The sequence below is a fragment of the Streptomyces sp. NPDC020958 genome, assembly GCF_055562175.1.
Genome location: NZ_JBVHFU010000003.1, coordinates 744,893 through 763,015, shown reverse-complemented (window position 1 = coordinate 763,015; position 18,123 = coordinate 744,893). Strand labels below are relative to the sequence as shown.

The 18,123-nt window shown below is 71.3% G+C and carries 21 protein-coding genes and 2 pseudogenes; 12 read left to right on the top strand and 11 right to left on the bottom strand.

Annotated elements, in window-relative coordinates:
- Positions 1–47: 47 nt before the first annotated feature.
- From ACZ3KP_RS13675 to ACZ3KP_RS13645, 7 genes are all read left to right on the top strand, one after another.
- A complete protein-coding gene (locus tag ACZ3KP_RS13675) occupies positions 48–539 on the top strand; it encodes an Asp23/Gls24 family envelope stress response protein (RefSeq protein ID WP_467499165.1) in 492 nt (163 codons plus the stop codon).
- 84 nt (positions 540–623) lie between these two features.
- Positions 624–791, top strand: a complete 168-nt coding sequence (locus ACZ3KP_RS13670) for a hypothetical protein (protein ID WP_030645371.1) — start codon at positions 624–626, stop codon at positions 789–791.
- Complete coding sequence (locus ACZ3KP_RS13665) at positions 788–1,195, top strand: Asp23/Gls24 family envelope stress response protein (RefSeq protein WP_467499163.1); 408 nt, start codon at positions 788–790, stop codon at positions 1,193–1,195. The genes ACZ3KP_RS13670 and ACZ3KP_RS13665 overlap by 4 nt, the downstream gene beginning before the upstream one ends.
- 112 nt (positions 1,196–1,307) lie before the next feature.
- Positions 1,308–1,934: a DUF6286 domain-containing protein gene (locus tag ACZ3KP_RS13660; protein ID WP_467499161.1), complete on the top strand. Its 627-nt coding sequence runs from the start codon at positions 1,308–1,310 to the stop codon at positions 1,932–1,934.
- Between the two features lie 28 nt (positions 1,935–1,962).
- Positions 1,963–2,571, top strand: coding sequence for an alkaline shock response membrane anchor protein AmaP (locus tag ACZ3KP_RS13655; protein ID WP_467499159.1), 609 nt, complete (start codon positions 1,963–1,965; stop codon positions 2,569–2,571).
- A gap of 89 nt (positions 2,572–2,660) precedes the next feature.
- A complete protein-coding gene (locus ACZ3KP_RS13650) occupies positions 2,661–2,816 on the top strand; it encodes a DUF6131 family protein (protein WP_467499157.1) in 156 nt (51 codons plus the stop codon).
- A 288-nt stretch (positions 2,817–3,104) separates the two neighbouring features.
- Positions 3,105–4,346, top strand: coding sequence for a PP2C family protein-serine/threonine phosphatase (locus tag ACZ3KP_RS13645; protein ID WP_467499155.1), 1,242 nt, complete (start codon positions 3,105–3,107; stop codon positions 4,344–4,346).
- Between the two features lie 70 nt (positions 4,347–4,416).
- Here the strand turns inward: ACZ3KP_RS13645 and ACZ3KP_RS13640 are convergent, their stop codons facing one another.
- Entirely contained in the window at positions 4,417–5,016 is a 600-nt protein-coding gene (locus ACZ3KP_RS13640; RefSeq protein ID WP_467499153.1) for a DUF5994 family protein, read from the bottom strand.
- 353 nt (positions 5,017–5,369) lie between these two features.
- Here ACZ3KP_RS13640 and ACZ3KP_RS13635 point away from each other — a divergent pair, with 353 nt between their 5' ends.
- From ACZ3KP_RS13635 to ACZ3KP_RS13625, 3 genes are all read left to right on the top strand, one after another.
- Positions 5,370–6,062, top strand: coding sequence for a DUF5994 family protein (locus ACZ3KP_RS13635; protein ID WP_467499151.1), 693 nt, complete (start codon positions 5,370–5,372; stop codon positions 6,060–6,062).
- A gap of 124 nt (positions 6,063–6,186) precedes the next feature.
- Positions 6,187–7,050, top strand: a complete 864-nt coding sequence (locus ACZ3KP_RS13630) for a slipin family protein (RefSeq protein WP_467499149.1) — start codon at positions 6,187–6,189, stop codon at positions 7,048–7,050.
- Between the two features lie 119 nt (positions 7,051–7,169).
- Positions 7,170–8,438, top strand: a complete 1,269-nt coding sequence (locus tag ACZ3KP_RS13625) for an ATP-binding protein (protein ID WP_467499147.1) — start codon at positions 7,170–7,172, stop codon at positions 8,436–8,438.
- Between the two features lie 38 nt (positions 8,439–8,476).
- Here ACZ3KP_RS13625 and ACZ3KP_RS13620 read toward each other — a convergent pair whose 3' ends face one another.
- From ACZ3KP_RS13620 to ACZ3KP_RS13600, 5 genes and pseudogenes are all read right to left on the bottom strand, one after another.
- Positions 8,477–8,962: a DUF5994 family protein gene (locus ACZ3KP_RS13620; protein ID WP_467499145.1), complete on the bottom strand. Its 486-nt coding sequence runs from the start codon at positions 8,960–8,962 to the stop codon at positions 8,477–8,479.
- Positions 8,963–9,246: 284 nt separating this feature from the next.
- Positions 9,247–9,774, bottom strand: a complete 528-nt coding sequence (locus tag ACZ3KP_RS13615; RefSeq protein WP_467499143.1) for a hypothetical protein — start codon at positions 9,772–9,774, stop codon at positions 9,247–9,249.
- Entirely contained in the window at positions 9,771–10,319 is a 549-nt protein-coding gene (locus ACZ3KP_RS13610) for a DUF5994 family protein (RefSeq protein WP_467499141.1), read from the bottom strand. Before ACZ3KP_RS13610 ends, ACZ3KP_RS13615 begins: the two co-directional genes overlap by 4 nt.
- A gap of 192 nt (positions 10,320–10,511) precedes the next feature.
- Complete coding sequence (locus ACZ3KP_RS13605; RefSeq protein WP_467499139.1) at positions 10,512–11,489, bottom strand: magnesium transporter CorA family protein; 978 nt, start codon at positions 11,487–11,489, stop codon at positions 10,512–10,514.
- Positions 11,490–11,603: 114 nt separating this feature from the next.
- Positions 11,604–11,834, bottom strand: a pseudogene (locus ACZ3KP_RS13600) (aldo/keto reductase); the annotation flags it as partial.
- 85 nt (positions 11,835–11,919) lie between these two features.
- Here ACZ3KP_RS13600 and ACZ3KP_RS13595 point away from each other — a divergent pair.
- Positions 11,920–12,811, top strand: a pseudogene (locus tag ACZ3KP_RS13595) (helix-turn-helix transcriptional regulator).
- Between the two features lie 153 nt (positions 12,812–12,964).
- On the opposite strand, the gene ACZ3KP_RS13590 reads toward ACZ3KP_RS13595, so the two are convergent.
- From ACZ3KP_RS13590 to ACZ3KP_RS13575, 4 genes are all read right to left on the bottom strand, one after another.
- A complete protein-coding gene (locus ACZ3KP_RS13590) occupies positions 12,965–13,381 on the bottom strand; it encodes a DUF5994 family protein (RefSeq protein WP_467499137.1) in 417 nt (138 codons plus the stop codon).
- Positions 13,378–13,824, bottom strand: a complete 447-nt coding sequence (locus ACZ3KP_RS13585; protein ID WP_467499135.1) for an STAS domain-containing protein — start codon at positions 13,822–13,824, stop codon at positions 13,378–13,380. Before ACZ3KP_RS13585 ends, ACZ3KP_RS13590 begins: the two co-directional genes overlap by 4 nt.
- An 80-nt stretch (positions 13,825–13,904) precedes the next feature.
- Entirely contained in the window at positions 13,905–14,399 is a 495-nt protein-coding gene (locus tag ACZ3KP_RS13580; protein WP_467499133.1) for a DUF5994 family protein, read from the bottom strand.
- Positions 14,400–14,566: 167 nt separating this feature from the next.
- Positions 14,567–14,839, bottom strand: coding sequence for a hypothetical protein (locus tag ACZ3KP_RS13575; protein WP_467499131.1), 273 nt, complete (start codon positions 14,837–14,839; stop codon positions 14,567–14,569).
- Positions 14,840–15,470: 631 nt separating this feature from the next.
- Here ACZ3KP_RS13575 and ACZ3KP_RS13570 point away from each other — a divergent pair.
- Positions 15,471–16,151: a hypothetical protein gene (locus ACZ3KP_RS13570; protein ID WP_467499129.1), complete on the top strand. Its 681-nt coding sequence runs from the start codon at positions 15,471–15,473 to the stop codon at positions 16,149–16,151.
- Positions 16,152–16,187: 36 nt separating this feature from the next.
- Here ACZ3KP_RS13570 and ACZ3KP_RS13565 read toward each other — a convergent pair whose 3' ends face one another.
- Complete coding sequence (locus ACZ3KP_RS13565) at positions 16,188–17,963, bottom strand: SpoIIE family protein phosphatase (protein WP_467499127.1); 1,776 nt, start codon at positions 17,961–17,963, stop codon at positions 16,188–16,190.
- Positions 17,964–18,123: the final 160 nt, after the last annotated feature.

The window sequence follows — 18,123 nt, the reverse complement described above, 5'->3', positions numbered from 1 at the left end:
CGACGGGCATCATTCCGGTGTCCGGCCGACCGATCGAGGCGACCGCCATGACGGACAACATCACAAGCGTCGGCGGGGGCAGCCGGCCCGAAACAGGCGTGAGCGCGCTCAAGGGCCGCACCGGGGCCGGGGCTCCGGCCGAGACACGAGGCAGGACCACCATCGCGGACGGCGTGGTGGCCAAGATCGCGGGCATGGCCGCCCGCGAGGTACCGGGCATCCACAGCCTGGGCGCGGGCATGGCCCGCGCTTTCGGCGCCATGCGGGAACGCGTCCCCGGCGCAGGCGGAGGCGGAGCGGTCACCCGCGGCGTCAAGGTCGAGGTCGGGGAACGGCAGGCCGCGGTGGACCTGGACGTCGTCGTCGAGTACGGCGTCTCCATCGTCGACGTCGCGGGCGGCGTACGCGTCAATGTCATCAGCGCCGTGGAGCGGATGACGGGCCTGGAGGTCGTCGAGGTGAACATCGCCGTCGACGACGTCCACCTGCCCGACGACGAGGAGGAACAGACCGGACCGGACGAGGGCCGCGTGAGGTGACCGCTGCCGGGAGCACCGCCGTGTCCTCGGGCCCGAGCGGATGATCACGGCGAGAGGGACGCTCGCGAGACGGGTGAGTGCGAGATGAACACAGCAACGACGGGACTCGCGGCCGGCATGGCCCTCGGCTTCGCCGGCTACTTCGGCGGCTTCTGGGCCTTTCTGCTGGTGCTGGTCCTGGGTGCGGCGGGGCTGATCGTCGGCCTCGTCGTACAGGGCGACCTGGACCTCCGGACACGGAGGCAGCGGTGAAGACCCGGCCCGGTTCCCCCGGCGAGGGGTCGGGCCCGCCGGCGCCGGCCGCCGGGCTGCCGCCCCCGGCCGAGCGGGGCGCCACCGTCATCCCGGACAGGGTGGTCGCCCGTATCGCCGCGCAGGCCGCGCGCGCGGCGCAGTCGCGGCGCGCCGCCGTACCGCCCGATCGGGGCGGACCTGCGGCACCCCACGCCTCCGCCGCCGTCCGTACCGGATCGGTGCGCCTGCATCTGACCATGGACCTGCCCTACCCCAGCGACATCCCCCGTGTCTGCGAGCGGATCCAGCGGGACGTCGCCGAACGGGTCGCCCAGCTGACCGGGCTGCGGGTGGGAGAGGTCCTCCTCACCGTCCGGCGGCTGGTGACCGCCACCGACTCGAGCCGGGGACGGGTCCGGTGAGCGGCCGGGCGGCCCGGGGCACCGGGCACGCCGTGCAGGAAGGGCGATCGTGATGACATCCGGTCCACGTCCCCCGGGCCGCGGCTCCGCGCCGTCCACGCACCGTGCCGCGGTGCCGCTGACGAAGGAGCCCGACCCTCCCGAACGCGACGTGTCCGTCTCGGACCTCACAGCCGGTGAGCGCGAAGGAGGACACCGAACACATCGCAAGTGGTCCGCGCGCCGCATCACGGCGGCGACGGTCGCCGCCGTGATCCTCGTGGCCGCGGTCGCGGCGCTCGTCGACGTCGTCGCCGTACGGATGGGACGTCCGGCGGCGGCCTGGCGGCGGCACCTGGCCGACGAACTGGCGACCCGCCCGGTGGACGACGTGTGGATGCTGACGGGGGCCGCCGTGGCCGCCGCCGTCGGCGTCTGGCTGATCGTCCTGGCCCTCACCCCCGGTCAGCGACGCTGGCTGCCCCTGCGTTCACCCGCCGGCTGCCCGCGATTGCGGGCCTTCGTGGACCGCAACAGCGCCGCCGTCCTGCTGCGCGACGCCGCCATGCGGGTCCCCGGAGTCGGCGCGGCGCACGTCCTGGTGGGCCGCCACCGCATCAAAGCCCGCGCGGACGTCCGCTTCCGCGACCCCCGAAAGGTGAAGGACGACCTCACCGCCGTCCTCGACGAGGAGCGCAACCGGCTCGCCCTCGCCCGTCCTCCCCGCATCGCCGTACGGGCGCGGCGACGCACCCGCTGACACAAGACCCGCAGCACCGGAGCCCGCCATGACGCCGCGATCCGCCCTCAACCGCACTCTGCTGGCCCTCGCCGGACTGGTCCTCCTCGGCGGCGGACTGCTCATCCTCTTCGCCGGGCTCGACCTCTACCGGCGGTACGATCTGGCCCCACCCGCCGGCTGGCCCCTGACCACCCCGGCCGACGTCCTGCTCGGCTCCGCCGACCGGGCCCGCTGGAGCAGCCAGGGCTGGTGGTGGTGGCCCGCGGTCATCGCCGCCCTCGTCCTCACCGCCCTGCTCGCCCTGTGGTGGCTGCTCGCCCAGCTGAGCCGACGTCGCCCCGGCTCACTGCCCGTCGGCGGCACACCCCCGCAGGAGGGCGTCGAACTGCGCGACCGCGCACTCAGCGAAGCGATCGCGAACGAAGCCGGTGCCCTGCCGGGGGTAGACCATGCGGCCGTACTCATCACCGGCCGACCGGGCCGCCATCGCACCCGCATCAAGCTCACTCTCACCCCCGAGGGCACGCCCGGCGCCACTCTCGCCGCCCTCTGCGAAGGCCCGCTCGGCACCGCGCGTCGGTCCACCGGCCTCATCGACATGCCCGCCGAGGTCCGCCTCCAGGTCAGCCGCCACGGACCACACCGCGTGGAGTAGGGAGGAGAGAGATCGGCCGTTCCCGTCGACGTCCTTGCGGCCCACAGCAGTTCGCGGGCGCGCCGGCACCACTCCCCGAAGGAGAGATCATGATCATCCTGGGCGTCATTCTGCTCGTCGTCGGCTTCCTCACCGGCCTGTCCATCCTGTGGACCATCGGGATCGTCCTGCTGGTCGTCGGAGCCGTCCTGTGGATCCTCGGCGCGATGGGACACGCCGTCGCCGGCCGACGCCACTACTGGTAGTGGATCGTCGCCCTGCAGGGCAGTGATCCAAGCTGCGGGCAGGCCGGCAGACGTCGCGAACCCCACCAAGATGTTCGCGGAGGCGGACGACGACGGCGGAGAGGTCGATCGCCTGAGGCCGCCGCCGGTGCCGGCCGGCCGCCGGGCCTCGGACGCGGGGCGCCCGGTGGCCGTTGTGCCGGTCCTCGCCGCACGAGCACACGGCACTCGTTGGGGAGTCTCCGTCGGGAGTTCGTATGCACAGCACCTTCGTGAGGATCCGCCCGAACGTCCCCCGGGGCCCCGGCGATGACGGGCGGTGAGCGGCAAGGACCCGCGGAAGGCTCCACCCGGTCGGAGTGCTTCGGGGAGGAGTTTCTGGGAGTTCTGCTGGACCAGGGGCACGAGGTGCCGCCGCACGAACTCGGTCCGCTCGTCGCGCGGCAGATCGGCATGCTCGACGGCCGCGAGACCTCGCTCTTCCTGCAGGACTACGGCCAGGTGTGGCTCGTCCCCCTGACGGGTGACGGGCTGGCGGCCGGGGAACCACAGCCGATCGACGGATCCGATGCCGGACGCGCCTTCCGGGAAGCTCGTCCCGTCGAGGTTTCGCAGGCCGACGGTGTGCGGGTCTATCTGCCCCTGCTGGACGGTGGCGACCAGGTGGGCGTCATGGCCGTCACCCTGGACCGCCTCCAGGACGACGAGCGACGGCTGCTGCGCAGGCTCGCCTCACTCGTGGCCGACATGCTGGTGACCAAGCACGGTTACACCGATCTGTTCTTCCGGCTGCGCCGCAGAGAACCGATGAGTGTGGCGGCGGAGATCCAGTGGTCGCTGCTGCCACCGCTGGCGATGTCCACGCCCCGGGTCGAGCTGGCCGGGATGCTGGAACCCGCCTACGACGTGGCCGGCGACAGCTTCGACTACGCCCTCAACGGCGATGTCCTGCATGTGGCCATCGTCGACGCGATGGGCCACGGACTGGATGCCGCCACGATGGCCACGGTGGTCATCGGAGCGTACCGGCATGCCCGGCGCATCAGCGTCGGCCTGTCGGAGATCTATGCGTTCATGGACCGGGCCGTCGCCGAGCAGTTCGGCCCCGACCACTTCGCGACCGCTCAGATGATGCGGCTCAACACGGCCACGGGGAGGCTTCAGTGGGTCAACGCCGGACATCCCGCTCCTGTATTGATCCGTGGACACCGTGTCGTACGACGGCTGGAGGGCCCGACGACGCTGCCCGTCGGTTTCGGCGGTCACGAGCCCCGGATCAGTGAAGTGGCTCTCATGCCCGGCGACCGGATCCTGTGCTTCACCGACGGACTGACAGAGGAGCACGATGTCGGCGGTGAGGAATTCGGTGAGGAGCAGCTCATCGGGTGGGTGAACCGCCTTGAGCCCACGGCCCAGCAGATCCGCACGGTGGCGCGCTCCCTCTCCCACGCGCTGCAACGGGCGCGGGGCGGGATCACGACGGACGATGCGACGCTCCTGCTGATCGAATGGCGCGGGAGCGCCACCGACGACCGCGCCCTCCTGGAGTGAGCCGGCCTCCCACCCCCAGGGAACGGCCGACGGCACGCAGCCTTTCCCCCACCGCCGATCTCTCACACTCCTACTGCCGTGGTGGGGGCCCGTGACCGGTGACCGGTCCGTCAGGAGTGCGTGAGGCGTGGTGGGGGGCGTCGTGTCCGCCTTCGGAGTCCCAGACCGCCTCCCGGAGCGAGTCCGAGCCGGCCGCTGCCTCTGCCGCGGCCCGGAATTTTTCGGCCTCACGGATCAGGCCGCTCGCCGGGAGGCTCCGTGACGGGTCGGTGGCCGTGGCCATGAGCCGGGCCGCGGTTGCCGGCCCTGTCTCCGGTGGGATCACCAGGAGGCTCCAGCAGCCGAACGTGTAGGACAGCAGCAACAGCTTGTGCGGGTCCTGCCCGGCGTGGGACCAGCCGACGCGCACCATGTGGCCGTGCGCGGGCACTTCTCCCGGAATGACCGGCCAGAACGTACGGCTCACCGCTACCCGGATGATCCGCCCCCACAGCCGGTCGAGACATTCGACGAGCACCGGGAGCTGCTCCGTCAGGTTGCGCGAACGGGGCCACCAGGCACCGTCGACCAGGGCCGCAGGGGCGCCGGTCGGCGCCAGCGTGAGTCGGAGCGGTGACGAAGAAGCGGCCCGGCCTCCGGCCGCGGGTGTGAACGGAACGGTCGCGGTCATGGCGGGGACCCAACCCCGGGCCGGTCACGGCCGGCCCGGTTGTGATGAATCGCCGAGAACGACCCGGCGTGGAAGCCGGTGTACGAGATGCTCTCGGTAATCACCAGGATACTCCCCGCCCGCGCCCTGCGGACCGATGAGGAGCGACGGGTTGAACGAAACACGGGGAACACCTCCCGCGCAATACAGCCAAGGAGTGCCGGCCAGGGCATGCGAGCCGTCGGGCGTGAGACCGGTCCGGCAGTCGGCGTACGACGTGCCCCGGCGCCCTCAGCCCACTTCCCGCCGGTATCGACAGCCGCTTCACGGAACCGGCGGCGCCTCCACAACCGCCCCGGCGTGTGCGGAGTACCGTGGACAGCACCGAGGGTATTTCGCACACCGGCTTCCACGCCGGGTCGTTCTCGGCGAGAGACGAAACCCGGGTCGCCGCCAGGGCGGCCCGGAGACGGGTCCGCATCATGTCGGCGACCTTGCACCAAGCCTTGCCACACCACGAGCCCGTCGCAGCCCCGGCCGCGCGTCTCGCGCTGAAGAACGACGGCCCGTCGCGCGGCCTCCTGGACGGTGCCTGGTGGCCCCGCTCCCGGGACCTGCTGAGCGAGCTGCCCGCGCTGACCGACGTGCTGGACCCTCTGTGGGGCCGCATCACCCGCATCGCCGTCAACCCGAGGTACTGGCCGGTCATCCCGCACGAGATCCCCGTGGGCGGTCATGTCGTCAAGGCCGGATGGTTCACCCCGGAGATCGACCCGCACAAGCTGCTGCTGCTCTCCTACGGCACCGGCCGCTGGGACCTGCTGGTCATCCCACCCGAGACCGGGGCGAAGTCGGCGGCACGCCTGATGGCGGCCGCGTCCGACTACGACGGCCCACCGCTGACCGCAAGCGCTCTCATGGCCGCGGACGAGACCCGGCACGCCGTCTCCGCCGCCGACCGGCCACTCGAACCCGACGAGGCAGGGAAGTACGGGGAGGACGGCCCCGCCTCAGCGGCCGTTCCGGCAGGGACGGATCGCGCCAGTCGCCTGGTCATCGGCATGTGAGACGGCCGCCCCGACCGGTGCCTTCCCGGGTTTCGGCCCTGCCTCCGCGAACCGGCGCAGGCACATGCAGGGGTCTCGACCGGCGGATCCCCGCCCCCGAGGTCCTCGTCCCGAGGAGCAGTACATGCAAGCCCTGATCGTTCTCATCGTCGTGATCGGCCTTCTGGCCTTCCTAGCCCTCGCCCTGTCCGTGAAGGTCGTCAAGCAGTACGAGAAGGGAGTGCTGTTCCGCTTCGGCCGACTCGTCGGAACACGCTCCCCGGGGCTGCGGTTCATCATCCCGTTCGTCGACACCCTGCACCGGGTGTCGCTGCGGGTCGTCACCATGCCGATCCAGTCCCAGGGCATCATCACCCGGGACAACGTGAGCGTGGACGTGTCGGCGGTCGCCTACTTCCGGGTCGTCGACGCCGTGAAGTCGGTCGTCGCCGTGGAGGACGTCAACGCGGCGATCAACCAGATCGCCCAGACCACCCTGCGGAAGGTCGTCGGCCGGCACACGCTCGACGAGACACTGTCGGAGACGGACCGTATCAACCTGGACATCCGCCAGATCCTCGACGTCACCACCGTCGACTGGGGTGTGCAGGTCACGCTGGTCGAGCTCAAGGACATCCAGCTGCCCGACACCATGAAGCGCGCCATGGCCCGCCAGGCCGAGGCCGAGCGGGAGAAGCGAGCGAAGATCATCAACGCGGAGGGCGAGTCCCTGGCCGCAGCCGCGCTCGGCGACGCCTCGGACACCATGATGGCCCACCCTCTGGCGCTTCAACTGCGCAATCTCCAGAGCCTGGTGGAGATCGGTGTCGACCAGAACACCACCGTCGTCTTCCCGGCCCCCCTCATGAGCACGATCGGCGAGCTCGGCTCCTTCCTCGCCCGGGAAACCGCTGCCGCCGCACCCGCCGCGGCAGCGCCACCGGCCGGCCCCGGCCGCACCCACACGTCCCTCAACCCGGCAGGCAGCGCGCCCGGCACCGCGGCGTGAAACCGACTACGGCCCGAGCGATCCGTGGCACCAGGGAGGATTCGTGACCGTCGCCTGTCGCGCGCGTCCTCCGGGCACCGGCTGATGATGGGGGGACGGCCGAACACGCGGAGCTGATCATGACGGGTTGGCGGGTCAGGGACTACACCCAGGACGATCTCGAAGCGGTGATCCGTGTCGACATGCAGAGCGGCACGACCGAGGAGCCGCCGCTCTTCCCACTCTCGGACGCCGTGACAGCCCTCCAGACCCGCCACCCGGCCGTGGTGGCCACGGCCGACGACGTGCTGATCGGCGCCGCGGTGAGCAGGGTGGAGGGCGAACGGGCATGGATCCTGCGCATCTGCATGGCGCCCGGCTGGCGGCAGCGAGGGCTGGGGAGTGCTCTGATCACCGCCCTTGAGCAACGGCTCTTCGCCGTCGGCGTCCGCGCGGTGCAGGCCGCCCTGCCCGAGGGCGAGACCGGTGCCACCGCCCTGCGCAACTGTGACTTCGGCGCCCGCCTCGGGCTGGTCTTCTTCGAGAAACGCGGACCGGTGACCCCGCAGTCGGCCGGCACGCTGTCCTCGCTCGGAGCGGAGCTGCCCCCAGGGGGGCTGTGGCAGAAGGTCGCGGGCATGCAACGGGAGAAGCAGCTCATCGAGCGGCGCCTGGTCCTGCCGCTGGCCCATCCCGAACTGGCCGCCCAGCACGGAGTGGAACTGCCACGGGCGGTGATGCTGTTCGGCCCGCCCGGGACCGGCAAGAGCACGTTCGCGCACGCGATCGCAAGCCGCCTGGGATGGCCCTTCCTCGAACTGTTCCCCGCCCGTCTGGCCGCCGAGTACGGCCTGGCGACCGGGCTGAACCGGCGCTTCGACGAGATCGCCCGGCTCGACCACGTCCTCGTCTTCATCGACGAGGTCGAGGAGGTCGCCGGCGAACGCGGCGGGGCGGACGCGACCGCTGTCGGCGTCGTCAACGAACTGCTCAAGGCGATCGTCCGGTTCCGAAGCCAGGACGGACGGCTGCTCGTCTGCGCCACGAACAACGTGACCACGCTCGACTCCGCGTTCCTGCGGCACGGCCGCTTCGACTACGTGCTGCCGATCGGCCCTCCCGACCACACCGCCAGGACCGCGCTGTGGGAGAGCTACCTGGCCCGAGCGGGCGCGCGGGCCGACAGCGCGGTACTCGCGTCCGCCAGCGAGGGGTTCACCCCCGCCGACATCGCCCACGCGGCGCGTACCGTCTCCCAGGCCCAGTTCGAGCGCACCTTCGACACCGGAACCCGGACCACCCCCACCATCGACGACTACCTGGACACGATCCGCGACACCAAGCCCACGGTCAGCGCTGCCATGGCCCGGGAATTCGCCCAGCAGACGGAGCAGTTCGCCCGTATCTAGCGTGCAGGCCGATAAAGAGTCGATCTGCGACGGACGTGTCAGGCCGGCGCAGGAGGCATGCCGCCGCCCGTATCGATGAGGATCTGTTTGGCCTCGGTGACGTTGTCGGCCCGTACGGCCCTGGCCATCGCGGCGCGTGCCGCGTCGGGCGACGTGTCCGGAGGGACCAGCATCAGGGAGAAGTGGTCCCGGTCGCCCCGGGTGATGAGGACGGTGTCGTCACCGACCGGGAAGGAGTCGACGTGCACGACCCGGTCGTCGACCATCACCCGGGTCGGCAGTTCGTCCCAGGCGCTGCCGTCCAGACCGACCCGGGTGACAGGCCCGAGATGCTCGGTCAACGCGGAGAGCAGCGAGGGCAGCTCGGCACCGATGTCCCGGGACCGCGGCCACCATGCGCCGTCCAGGATTCCCTCGCGTGCGTGTGTCGTCTCCAGCCGCAGCAGGGCCGTCCCGGGGTGCACCGACCGGTGGACGGCGTCCGGCAGGAGCCTGGGGAGGTCGGGGGTGTCTGAGTCGGCCATGGTGTCCGCCCGTCCACAGAGAGCAGTGCGACCGCAGAGCGTGCGACCGCGATACCACCCTGCTCCCTCACGGTACTCCGCACGACGCTCGCACGAGCGCTTCGCCGCAGGGCACGGTTACGGAAGCAGACAACGGCTCCGGCGTATACCCGCCGGAGCCGCCCTTCCGGGTCATTGCACGTGAGCGTGCGCCGACCCGATTTCCACGTTACGCCAAAGGGATTGATCCGGCACAAGCAATCCTTGTGAGGGTTCACTTCGGTCCGAGAAGCCGACGCGGCTGCTCAGCCACGCCCTTCCTCTTCTGTCTCCATCTGCCGGATCCCCTGGTGGGTCAGCGTGATCATCGCGGGCGTGTTGCCCCTCCCCCAGTCCACGACGACCCAGCCCTCGCCCGCCAGGTACATACAGGCAGCGGCCATGTCCTGCTCAGGGATACCCAGGTCGGAGCGGAGCTGCGCCCCATCGACGCCCAGGAGCCGATCGCCCTCGGCGGCTTGGTACAGAGCCTGCATGATCCTCTCGCGATACGTCTTCCGGTCTCGCAGTATCGCCATCACGCGCCTTCCTCTCCCGCCCACGGTCGGGCCGAAGTCGATGTCGTCCGCGGTCGCCGTCGCGGTGGGGCGCGTCGGAACGGTCGCGTCCACCGCCGGCCGACGGTGCCTCCGGGGCCGACGCCCGATCCCCGGCAGAACATCGCTGTAGTGGAAGTCGGCGATCCGTTCGGCGTGCTGGCCGTTGAGCCGGCGGATCAGAACGACTCCGACGGCGATCAGAAGGAGCAGCGCGGCCGCGGCGATGACAGTCATGGTCCTCTCACCTCCGTCGAACGGTGGGGGAAGGGCCTGCCGATCCGATGTGCCGGGGCAGGCACGACGGCCCGACCGGCTCCGCCGTCGGTCTCCCACGCTTCTTCCCTGATCCGGGCGTCGATCCTGTCTGCTGCTTCCTCCCGTGCCGGGGCATCGATGTCGTCGCCCGCCATCAGCTGCGCGGCTGCCGCCGCACGGGTTTCCGGCGGAATCACCAGCACGTCTCGGCGGCCGTCGGGCAGGGAGAGAGTCAGTCTGTGCGGATCCTGGGTCTCGATGGACCAGCCCACCTGCACGGTACGCCCGGCGACGGACACCCAGTGCGGGATGACGGGCCAGTAGGCCGGGTGCACGGTGACACCTGTGATGCGGCCCCACTGTTCGACCAGCGCGGCCGTCAGGGTGGGCAGCTCACGGGTGAGTGCACGCGAGCGCGGCCACCACATGCCGTCCAGCCCGCCCGGTGCGGGCGTGAGGGACAGCCGGGCCGGCTGGGGCGGCGCACGCCTGCTCGATGTCGTACGGTCAATGGTCACGGGCATGGCGCGGACCTGTCCCCGGGCTCGTGGGTGCGGCCCGGCGTTGTCGATCACCGGAAACGGCACCCGCAGCGGAGCCGGTACGCGAAGAACTCCCGGTGTCTTCACACTACTCCGCTCACCGGTCCGAAAAGCCGGAGTGACCAGGTATTTCCCTACCTTCGGCCTGGTCACCCGCGCCCGGCACCGGGCCGGTCAGAGCCAGTCCTTGCGCTTGAACATCAGATACAGCACTGCGGACAGGACCACGATGACGGCCGCCGATGTGATGAATCCGGACTGCCGGCCGAATCCGGGATAGGGAAGATTCTGGCCGTAGTAGCCGGTGATCGCGGTGGGTACGGCGATGATCGCGGCCCAGCTCGTCACCTTCTTCATGATCAGGTTCATGCGATTGGCCTGGACCGAGAGGTTCGTCTCCGTGACCGAGGCCACCAGGTCCCGCAGTGATTCCGTCCATTCGGTGGCACGCAGCACGTGGTCGTAGACGTCCTGGTAATACGGGACGAGAGGGTCGGCGACCACGTGCAGGCCGGGACGCATGAGTCCGTTGACCACCTCACGCATTGGGAGCACGACGCGGCGCAACCGGACCAGCGATTTGCGCAGTGCGAAAACCCGGTGCTGTACAGCTTCGATCTCACGGCGCCCGGCCGCGAAGAGCAGGCCCTCCAGGTCCTCGATGCTGTCGTCCAACTGCTGGACCGCGGCGAAGTGGCCGTCCACGAGATGGTCGAGCAGACCGTGCAGCAGGAATCCGACGCCATGGCCGGCCAGGTCCGGGCTCTCGTCCCAGCGGGCGACGACTTCCTCGATGTCGAGACCGTCGTCCTTGCGGACGGTGATCATGGCCTGACCGGTGAGGAACACGGCGATCTCGCTGTACGACAGTTCCGCACTGTCCGGGCTCACGGTCACGGAATAGGCGCTGAGGAACTCGTGGGTGCGATAGCGGTCGAGCTTCGGCCGCTGCCCACGCTGTGCGGCGTCCTCCAGAGCCAGTTCGTGGATGCCGAACTCCTGGCCGAGCATGGTCAACTCGGCAGGCCCGGGCCGGTACAGGTCCAGCCACAGTACCGACGCCGGATCGGCGAGATGCGCGGAAACGTCACTGGCGGGAAAGTCCTCCACGACGAGAGTGCCATCGTGATACAGCCGGGTACGCGTCACCATGGCCCGAGGCTAGTGTCTTACACCTGGATCATGGCGCTTCGCCCGCATTGATCCTGACCGGCATGTGCACCCCTGCGCGAGGGATCTGGCACAGGAGGGGTGGGCGGGAGCGGATCAGGCGTCCAGACGGCGTTCGGCGAGCCAGGTGACGATCTCGGGGTCGCGGTGGTCGAAGAACAGGGAACGTCCGGAGTCCAGGGTGGCGATCCGGGCCATCTGCTGGTCGGTGAGCTGGAAGTCGAAGACGTCGGCGTTCTCGGCCATGCGCTCGGGACGCACCGACTTGGGGATGGCGACGACGCCGCGCTGGATCAGCCAGCGCAGCACGACCTGCGCGAGGCGTCGGTGTGGCAGGGCGGGCTCTTCCGGGGTAATGACAGGACCCCCCTCACCCCCGTGCGGCAGGCACCCAGCGGGTGAGACCGGAGACATGGCATCCGAGAGCGCGAACAGCGAGGGAGCCGAGCTGGGCCGCTACCTGCGCGCCCGCCGCACCCAGACCAGCCCCGGACACGTCGGCCTCACCGTCGGCGCCGGCATCCGCCGCACTCCCGGCCTGCGCCGCGAGGAGCTGGCCACCCTCGCCGGCATCAGCATCGACTACTACGTACGCCTCGCGCGCGGCAAGGAGACCCGCCCCAGCCCCGCCGTCCTCGACTCCCTCGCCCGCGCCCTGCACATGGACGACCAGGAGCGCCAGCACCTGCGTGAGCTCGCCGCCCGAGCCGCCCGCTACGCCCCCGAGCCGGACCGTGCGCCCCCACCTGAAGCTGCTGCTCGAATCACTCCGCCCCAACCCGGCGTACGTCATCAGCCGCAGCATGGACCTGCTGGCCTGGAACCCCGGCGGCCTCGCCCTTTACACGGGCCTGGACGACTGGCCCGCCAAACAGCGCAACCTCGCCCGCTACCTGTTCCTCCACCCCGCGGCCCGCGGCCTCTTCCCCGACTGGGACCGGCAGATCACCGCATGCGTGGCCCGCCTGCGTGCCATCGCCGGCACCGCACCCGACGCACCCGACCTGACCAACCTCGTCGGCGAACTCCTCCTCAAGAGCCCCGATTTCGCCGGGCTCTGGGAACGCTACGAAGTCACCGGACGCAGACCCGCCCACAAGACCTTCCACCACCCCCAGGTCGGCACGGTCACCCTCACCTCGCAGTCCCTGCACGTCGAAGGCACACCCGGCCAGCGCATCGGCGTCTACATCGCCGAACCCGGCACCCCCGACCACGACGCCCTTCTCCTGCTCGACATGACCGCGCCGCGGCCGCCGCAGCGCCCCGCGCACATCCCGAGGGCCACCGGTCAACAGCCGTAAGCCGCCGTACCCGTCCCAGACCTTGCACCGCGTCGCGCGCGGGGCTGCGCCGGAAGAAGCCTCGCCCGCAGCCGGCCGGCGTCCACCCACGAACCGAGCGCATCCTCGCCGGGTGTGCCTGCCCGTGCCGCCGGACGGGCCGGACGCACGCACTCAGCTCGCGAAGTGACCCTGCTCCTGCGTCAGTCCCATTGCGGACATGAGTGATTCCGCGGCCTGCTCGGTGGCCTCCGGTGGCACGACCAGCAGATCCCGGCGCCCGTGGGCGGGGGCCATCAGGACGATGGTGCTCGGCGTGCGCGCCGTGGTCATCCTGCGCAGCCGTACGACCTGGTTGCAGACGAGCATGCGGCCCGGGGCCCCTGCCCACCCGGTGCCGTTCACCAGGACACTGACGATCTGGCCCCAGGCGCGGGGCAGGCCGGAGAGCAGTGACGGGAGTTCCGCCAGGAGGTCGAAGGTTCGCGGCCACCATGCCCCGTCGATCCGGCGTGGCACGGTGCTCTCGGGCGCTAGGTACAGGCGAAGGAGGGGCGGGGCCGGTGGCGGGCGCCGCAGCTGGTCGCTCATGAGGTGTCCTGTCGGGTGGTTCGGCGCGGCATGTGGCCCTCGGCCGGACAGCGCGCCTCGGCGGCGGGCGATGCGCTCGCGGGGAGGCGGAGTGCGGCGTCGGCCGTTCGTCCCTCCCAGGCGTCCTGTGCGTTCGCGTAGGCGGGGAAGCGGTCGAGCAGGCCGGTGTGGCGGAAGACCAGGTCGGTCGTGTGGTTGTCGTACACGATGCGTACCCAGCCGCCCCGGGCGCGGCAGTCGGACCACGCCTCGCACAGCGCAGACAGGATGCTGGAGTCGGAGAAGGTCACCTCGCTCAGGTCCACGATCACGAAGAGCCGTCCGGGCCGGGCCGCTCGGGCCTCGGCCAGGGAGCGGACCAGTGGGGCCGCGGATTGCGTGTCCAGTTCGCCGTGCGTGCGGACGATGCGGCATTCCTCGAAGAGCGCAGAAGTGTCATTCACAGTGGGCAACGGCTCACGCGAGGATGGTGGTTGAGGCCGGCCGGGTGTCCCTGCCGCGGGCTCCCAGGGGGCCCCGTGCCTCATTCCGTCTCCCCGGCCGCGCCCACCGGGCGACCCGCATCGGCGAGCGCCAGCATGCTCGCGGCGGTCAGTGGGTTCTCCGGGTCGGCAGCGGCGGCCAGCAGCCGGACGGCTGTTCCGGCGGGCTCCTCGGGCGGGACGACCAGGAGCACCCAGCGTCCCACGGTGCCGCAGTCCAGGGTGATGATGTGTGCGTCGCTTCCGGGTCCGGTCGGTTCCACGGCGATCACCCGGCCTGGGGCCATGACCGTGTGCGGGGCGCCGGGCCACCCGGCGGGGTCCACGGTGACCCGCGTAACGGCCCCCCGCTCCGGCTCCAACAAGTCGACGAGCGAGGGAAGTTCGAGCTCCAGCGCGTCGCAGCGGGGCCACCAGGCACCGTCCAGCGGACCGTGGCTGACGTCCGGGGTGAGGGTCAGGCGGGGCAGGGGCATGCGGTACGTGTGCGCGTCGGCACCGGGCGCGTCTTCGGCCGGCGTACTGCTGGGTTCCATGGTCCGGTCCCGTCCCGGGAGCCGTAGGACGACTGCCCGTTTCGTCCCTCGCCGGGAACGGCACCGCCGGAAGCGCTGCGCGAAAAGCTCTCGGTACGGTCAGGCTACACCTGAGCCGAGGAGAAGCGGCCGGGTCAGCCGTCGGGCTCCGTCTTCTCTGCCCTCCGCTATTCCTCTTGTTCTTCCTCCAGCTCCTCCATCAGGCAGATGCCCTCATGCGTCAGCGAGACGGCCGCAGGGGTCCGGTGCGAGGTCCAGTCCACGCTGATCAGTCCCTCGTCGGCCAGATAGGTGCAGGCGGCGGAGAGGTCCTCGTCGGACAGGCCCAGCTCGGCGCGGAGTACCGAACCGCTGACCTCGGGACGATTGCGTTCGACGGCCCCGTAGAGGGATCGCAGGACCGCCTCCCGGTTGTTCTTGCGTTCGCGGAGTCTTGTCATGGCTGTCGTTCTCCGGGGTTACGGCGGCGGGGGACGAACACGCCGGCGGATCCTCGTGGCCTCGCGGATCCGGCTCAGACCTCGTCGGCGTGAGGGTGCGCGTGCTGTGTCGATGTGCCGGTCGCGAGCCGGAGCGTGCGGGCTCCGTGGCGTGCGCGGTGTCGAAAGCGAGATGGAGCCGGGTTCCTCCTTCGCGACCGGCGGGGCAGCTGCTCCATACGGACCTCCTGACAGGCGACGGTTGCGAAACGTGCACCAACGGCGATTCGGGTGACTGCCCGAGGCAGCCGGCGACGGTGCGGGGGCCTGCGTCGCGTTTCCACGGCAGCCCCCTCTGCAGGGTATGCCGGGTACGGGTGGCCCTGCGTCCCATGACCGGCCGGGCGACCGGCCGCCTGCCGGTCGCCCGGTCGAGCCCGGTGACCGCGCGAGCCGACCTGGGCCGGAGAACAGCGACCGCACGCGGACGGTCGGCGCCGTTCCCGGTGCCGGCGACCGCCGGGGCGGGCCCGGCCGGGAGTACGGTGGACACACCGAGGGCACGCCGCGCACCGCCTCAGGCACCGGTGCCGTTCTCGGGGATCGACGACGCCCGGGCGGCCTTCGTCCGCGCCCGGGGGCAGGGTTGGCCATGACCGCGCAGGTGCTCCCCCCGACGCCCCTGGCCCTTCCCGCCCTCCGGCCCGCACGGGGCAGGCCGCGTACCCGCGTGCAGGGCCCGCCGCAGAGGGAGCGCACGTCCTCGCCCCAGATTGCAGATCGGATCCATCGGCTGACGCGTGGTCAGGTCGCGGACCGTCTGCAGGAGCTGGGCGACCTGTACGCGGAAACCTCCGGTGGCGACCCGTGGGCGTGGAACCAGGCACGTGGCCCCTTCCTGGGCCATCTCACGGCCGACGCACGACGGCCGGGGTTCTCGCTGCTGATCGCGGAGACCACCGCCCTGACCGGTTACGCCTATGGCTTCCCCACGGGCGGCTCGGGTCCATGGTGGGCGGGCTTCGACGGGCACGTCCGGGCAGGTCTGCTCCACCGCGCCGCCTCCGGGCGGCTCTTCGTCGTCTCCGGGATCGTCGTCGCGCCTCGCGTGCGCCGGGAGCACCGGGACCATGTCTGGAACCTCGCCCGGCGCCTGCAGCGGCGACTGCTCGCCGACCACGGCGCCGCGCTCGGCGTCGCACTGGTGGACGTCCGGGACGGCAGGACCGTCGAGACAATGCGGTCCTGGGGTTGGCGGTACGCCGGAGACGACGGCCTTCAGGCCGTGTCGCCCGGTCCGTTCCGCATTCTGGCGCTTGCTCCGGGGACGTGAGCAGCCGCAACCGTCATGGATCACGCCTCGGCCCGGTCAGGGCACGGGCAGGCGCAGGGCGAGAAGGGCGACGTCGTCCGTGCTGCTCAGGGGCGTCCGGGCCGCCAGCTGGTCGCACAAAATGTCCAGAGGTTCGTGGGCGAGGGCGAGAGCGTGGCGACGCAGTCGGCTGAGCCCTCTGGTCAAATCGCTGCCGGGGACTTCGATCAGGCCGTCGGTGTAGAGCAGGAGCGTGGACCGCGGTGGCAGCGCGGGGGAGGCGCTCGGGCGAGGATCGCGGGCGCACGGGTCGGTTCCGAGGATGAGTCCCTGCCCGGCTTCGAGGTACCGCGCGTTCCCGTCGGGGGTCAGCAGCAGGGGCGGCGGGTGCCCCGCACTGGTCCAGTGCAGCGTCCAGGGGCCGGTGTCCGGACCTTCCACCCGGGCGAGGACGAGGGTGGCCATCCGCACGATGGTGATGGCGTGCAGGGCGTCGTCGAGGCGGTCCACGACGGCACCGGTCGGCTCGGCATGGTCCCAGGCGAGGGAGCGCAGGATGCCGTGCAGCTGCGCCATGCCGGCCGCGGCGGTCAGATCGTGCCCGACGACGTCGCCGATGACGAGGGCGAGCGTGCCGTCCCTCAGCGCGAAGGCGTCGTACCAGTCACCACCGACCTGGGAGCCGGGCGGAGCGGGCTGGTACCGGGCGGCCAGCTGGAACCGGCCGTGCGCGGGCAGCGGGGGAAGGAGGTTGCGCTGCATGGCTTCGGCGACCGCGCGCTGCCGGCCGAACCGGCGCGCGTTGTCGATGACCAGACCGACCCGGCGGCCGATGTCGCCGGCCACGTCGAGATCGCCGGTGTCGAAGGGCCGTGCCGGGTCGGTGCGCACCAGCGTCAGGGCACCGGTGACCTGCCGTCCGCTGCCGAGCGGCACCGTGATGGCGGATGCCGCGCCGGTTGCTCCGAGGAAGGCGTCGTGGACGGCGGCCAGCGGTGAGTCGGGGGGTGCGTCCAGGTCCACCCGCTTCTGAAGTACGGGAGCGCCTTCGTTCAGTACCCGGACCAGGGGCGAGTGGGTCGCCTCCCCGACCGGGGGCAGATGACCGCGCCAGTCCTCCTGCCCGGCTGCACGGCCCTCCGGACCGGTCACGGCCACTCGGTGCACCTGACGGGAGCCGACCCGCAGGTCCACCGCGGCCCAGTCGGCGAGGCGGGGGACAAGGACGCGGCTCAACCGGGCGAGGGCCTCGTCCACGTCCAAGGTCTGACCGAGCACGTCGGTGATCTCCGCGACGAGTGTCAGCCGCTCGGCGAGACTCTCCAGCGCGCTCGTACGAGCGGCTCGTTCCGCCTGTTCCACCCGTTCCGACTGCTCGGCGCGTTCCGCTCGTTCCCTGCCGGCACGGCGGTCCGCGGCGGTCTCGACGATCAGCACGACCATGCCCAGGCAGACGCCCAAGACGTCGTCCGCCAGGGGGGTGGCCGACCAGGAGATCGGGACCAGCCGCCCGTCACCACGCAGGCACCTGTCGTCGTCCCCGCGCGCCGCACGCCCCTCGGCCAGTGCCCGCAGCAGCGGGCAGCGGTCCCGCGGGACGAGGGCACCTCCTGGGTCGCGATGGCACAGGTCGTGCAGATCCCGCCCGTACACCGACCCTGCCGCGCGCTGCAGAAGCCGCTCGGCGGCCGGGTTGACAGCGACGATCCGCCCGGCCGGGTCGATCACGGCAAGGGCCGTGCCCAGCTGCTCGACCACCTGCTGCCACAGAGCGGCCTCCCCCGCGGACAGCCGCCGCTCGTGCTCTCCGCCGGACTTCAGGCCCTCCGACACGTCGCCGCCGTCCTTTCCGCACAGACCACACCTGTGACCCGCGGCCCCCGGGCCCGCGGGTCACAGAGACGTCGGCACCCCGATGGGTTCCTCTTCGAGTACCCGCACACGCGAGTAGGTCGCCGCCCTCGCCCGACCGGCTTCGTCAGCCCGTGCAACG

Bases quoted from the DNA above. Each gene is read 5' to 3' on its own strand.
- ACZ3KP_RS13640 (WP_467499153.1), bottom strand. From the start codon at position 5,016: ATGACCGCGACCGTTCCGTTCACACCCGCGGCCGGAGGCCGGGCCGCT.
- ACZ3KP_RS13650 (WP_467499157.1), top strand. From the start codon at position 2,661: ATGATCATCCTGGGCGTCATTCTGCTCGTCGTCGGCTTCCTCACCGGC.
- ACZ3KP_RS13670 (WP_030645371.1), top strand. From the start codon at position 624: ATGAACACAGCAACGACGGGACTCGCGGCCGGCATGGCCCTCGGCTTC.
- ACZ3KP_RS13625 (WP_467499147.1), top strand. From the start codon at position 7,170: ATGACGGGTTGGCGGGTCAGGGACTACACCCAGGACGATCTCGAAGCG.
- ACZ3KP_RS13575 (WP_467499131.1), bottom strand. From the start codon at position 14,839: ATGACAAGACTCCGCGAACGCAAGAACAACCGGGAGGCGGTCCTGCGA.
- ACZ3KP_RS13590 (WP_467499137.1), bottom strand. From the start codon at position 13,381: ATGAGCGACCAGCTGCGGCGCCCGCCACCGGCCCCGCCCCTCCTTCGC.
- ACZ3KP_RS13615 (WP_467499143.1), bottom strand. From the start codon at position 9,774: ATGACTGTCATCGCCGCGGCCGCGCTGCTCCTTCTGATCGCCGTCGGA.
- ACZ3KP_RS13605 (WP_467499139.1), bottom strand. From the start codon at position 11,489: ATGGTGACGCGTACCCGGCTGTATCACGATGGCACTCTCGTCGTGGAG.
- ACZ3KP_RS13655 (WP_467499159.1), top strand. From the start codon at position 1,963: ATGACGCCGCGATCCGCCCTCAACCGCACTCTGCTGGCCCTCGCCGGA.
- ACZ3KP_RS13570 (WP_467499129.1), top strand. From the start codon at position 15,471: ATGACCGCGCAGGTGCTCCCCCCGACGCCCCTGGCCCTTCCCGCCCTC.
- ACZ3KP_RS13620 (WP_467499145.1), bottom strand. From the start codon at position 8,962: ATGGCCGACTCAGACACCCCCGACCTCCCCAGGCTCCTGCCGGACGCC.
- ACZ3KP_RS13645 (WP_467499155.1), top strand. From the start codon at position 3,105: ATGACGGGCGGTGAGCGGCAAGGACCCGCGGAAGGCTCCACCCGGTCG.
- ACZ3KP_RS13630 (WP_467499149.1), top strand. From the start codon at position 6,187: ATGCAAGCCCTGATCGTTCTCATCGTCGTGATCGGCCTTCTGGCCTTC.
- ACZ3KP_RS13580 (WP_467499133.1), bottom strand. From the start codon at position 14,399: ATGGAACCCAGCAGTACGCCGGCCGAAGACGCGCCCGGTGCCGACGCG.
- ACZ3KP_RS13610 (WP_467499141.1), bottom strand. From the start codon at position 10,319: ATGCCCGTGACCATTGACCGTACGACATCGAGCAGGCGTGCGCCGCCC.
- ACZ3KP_RS13675 (WP_467499165.1), top strand. From the start codon at position 48: ATGACGGACAACATCACAAGCGTCGGCGGGGGCAGCCGGCCCGAAACA.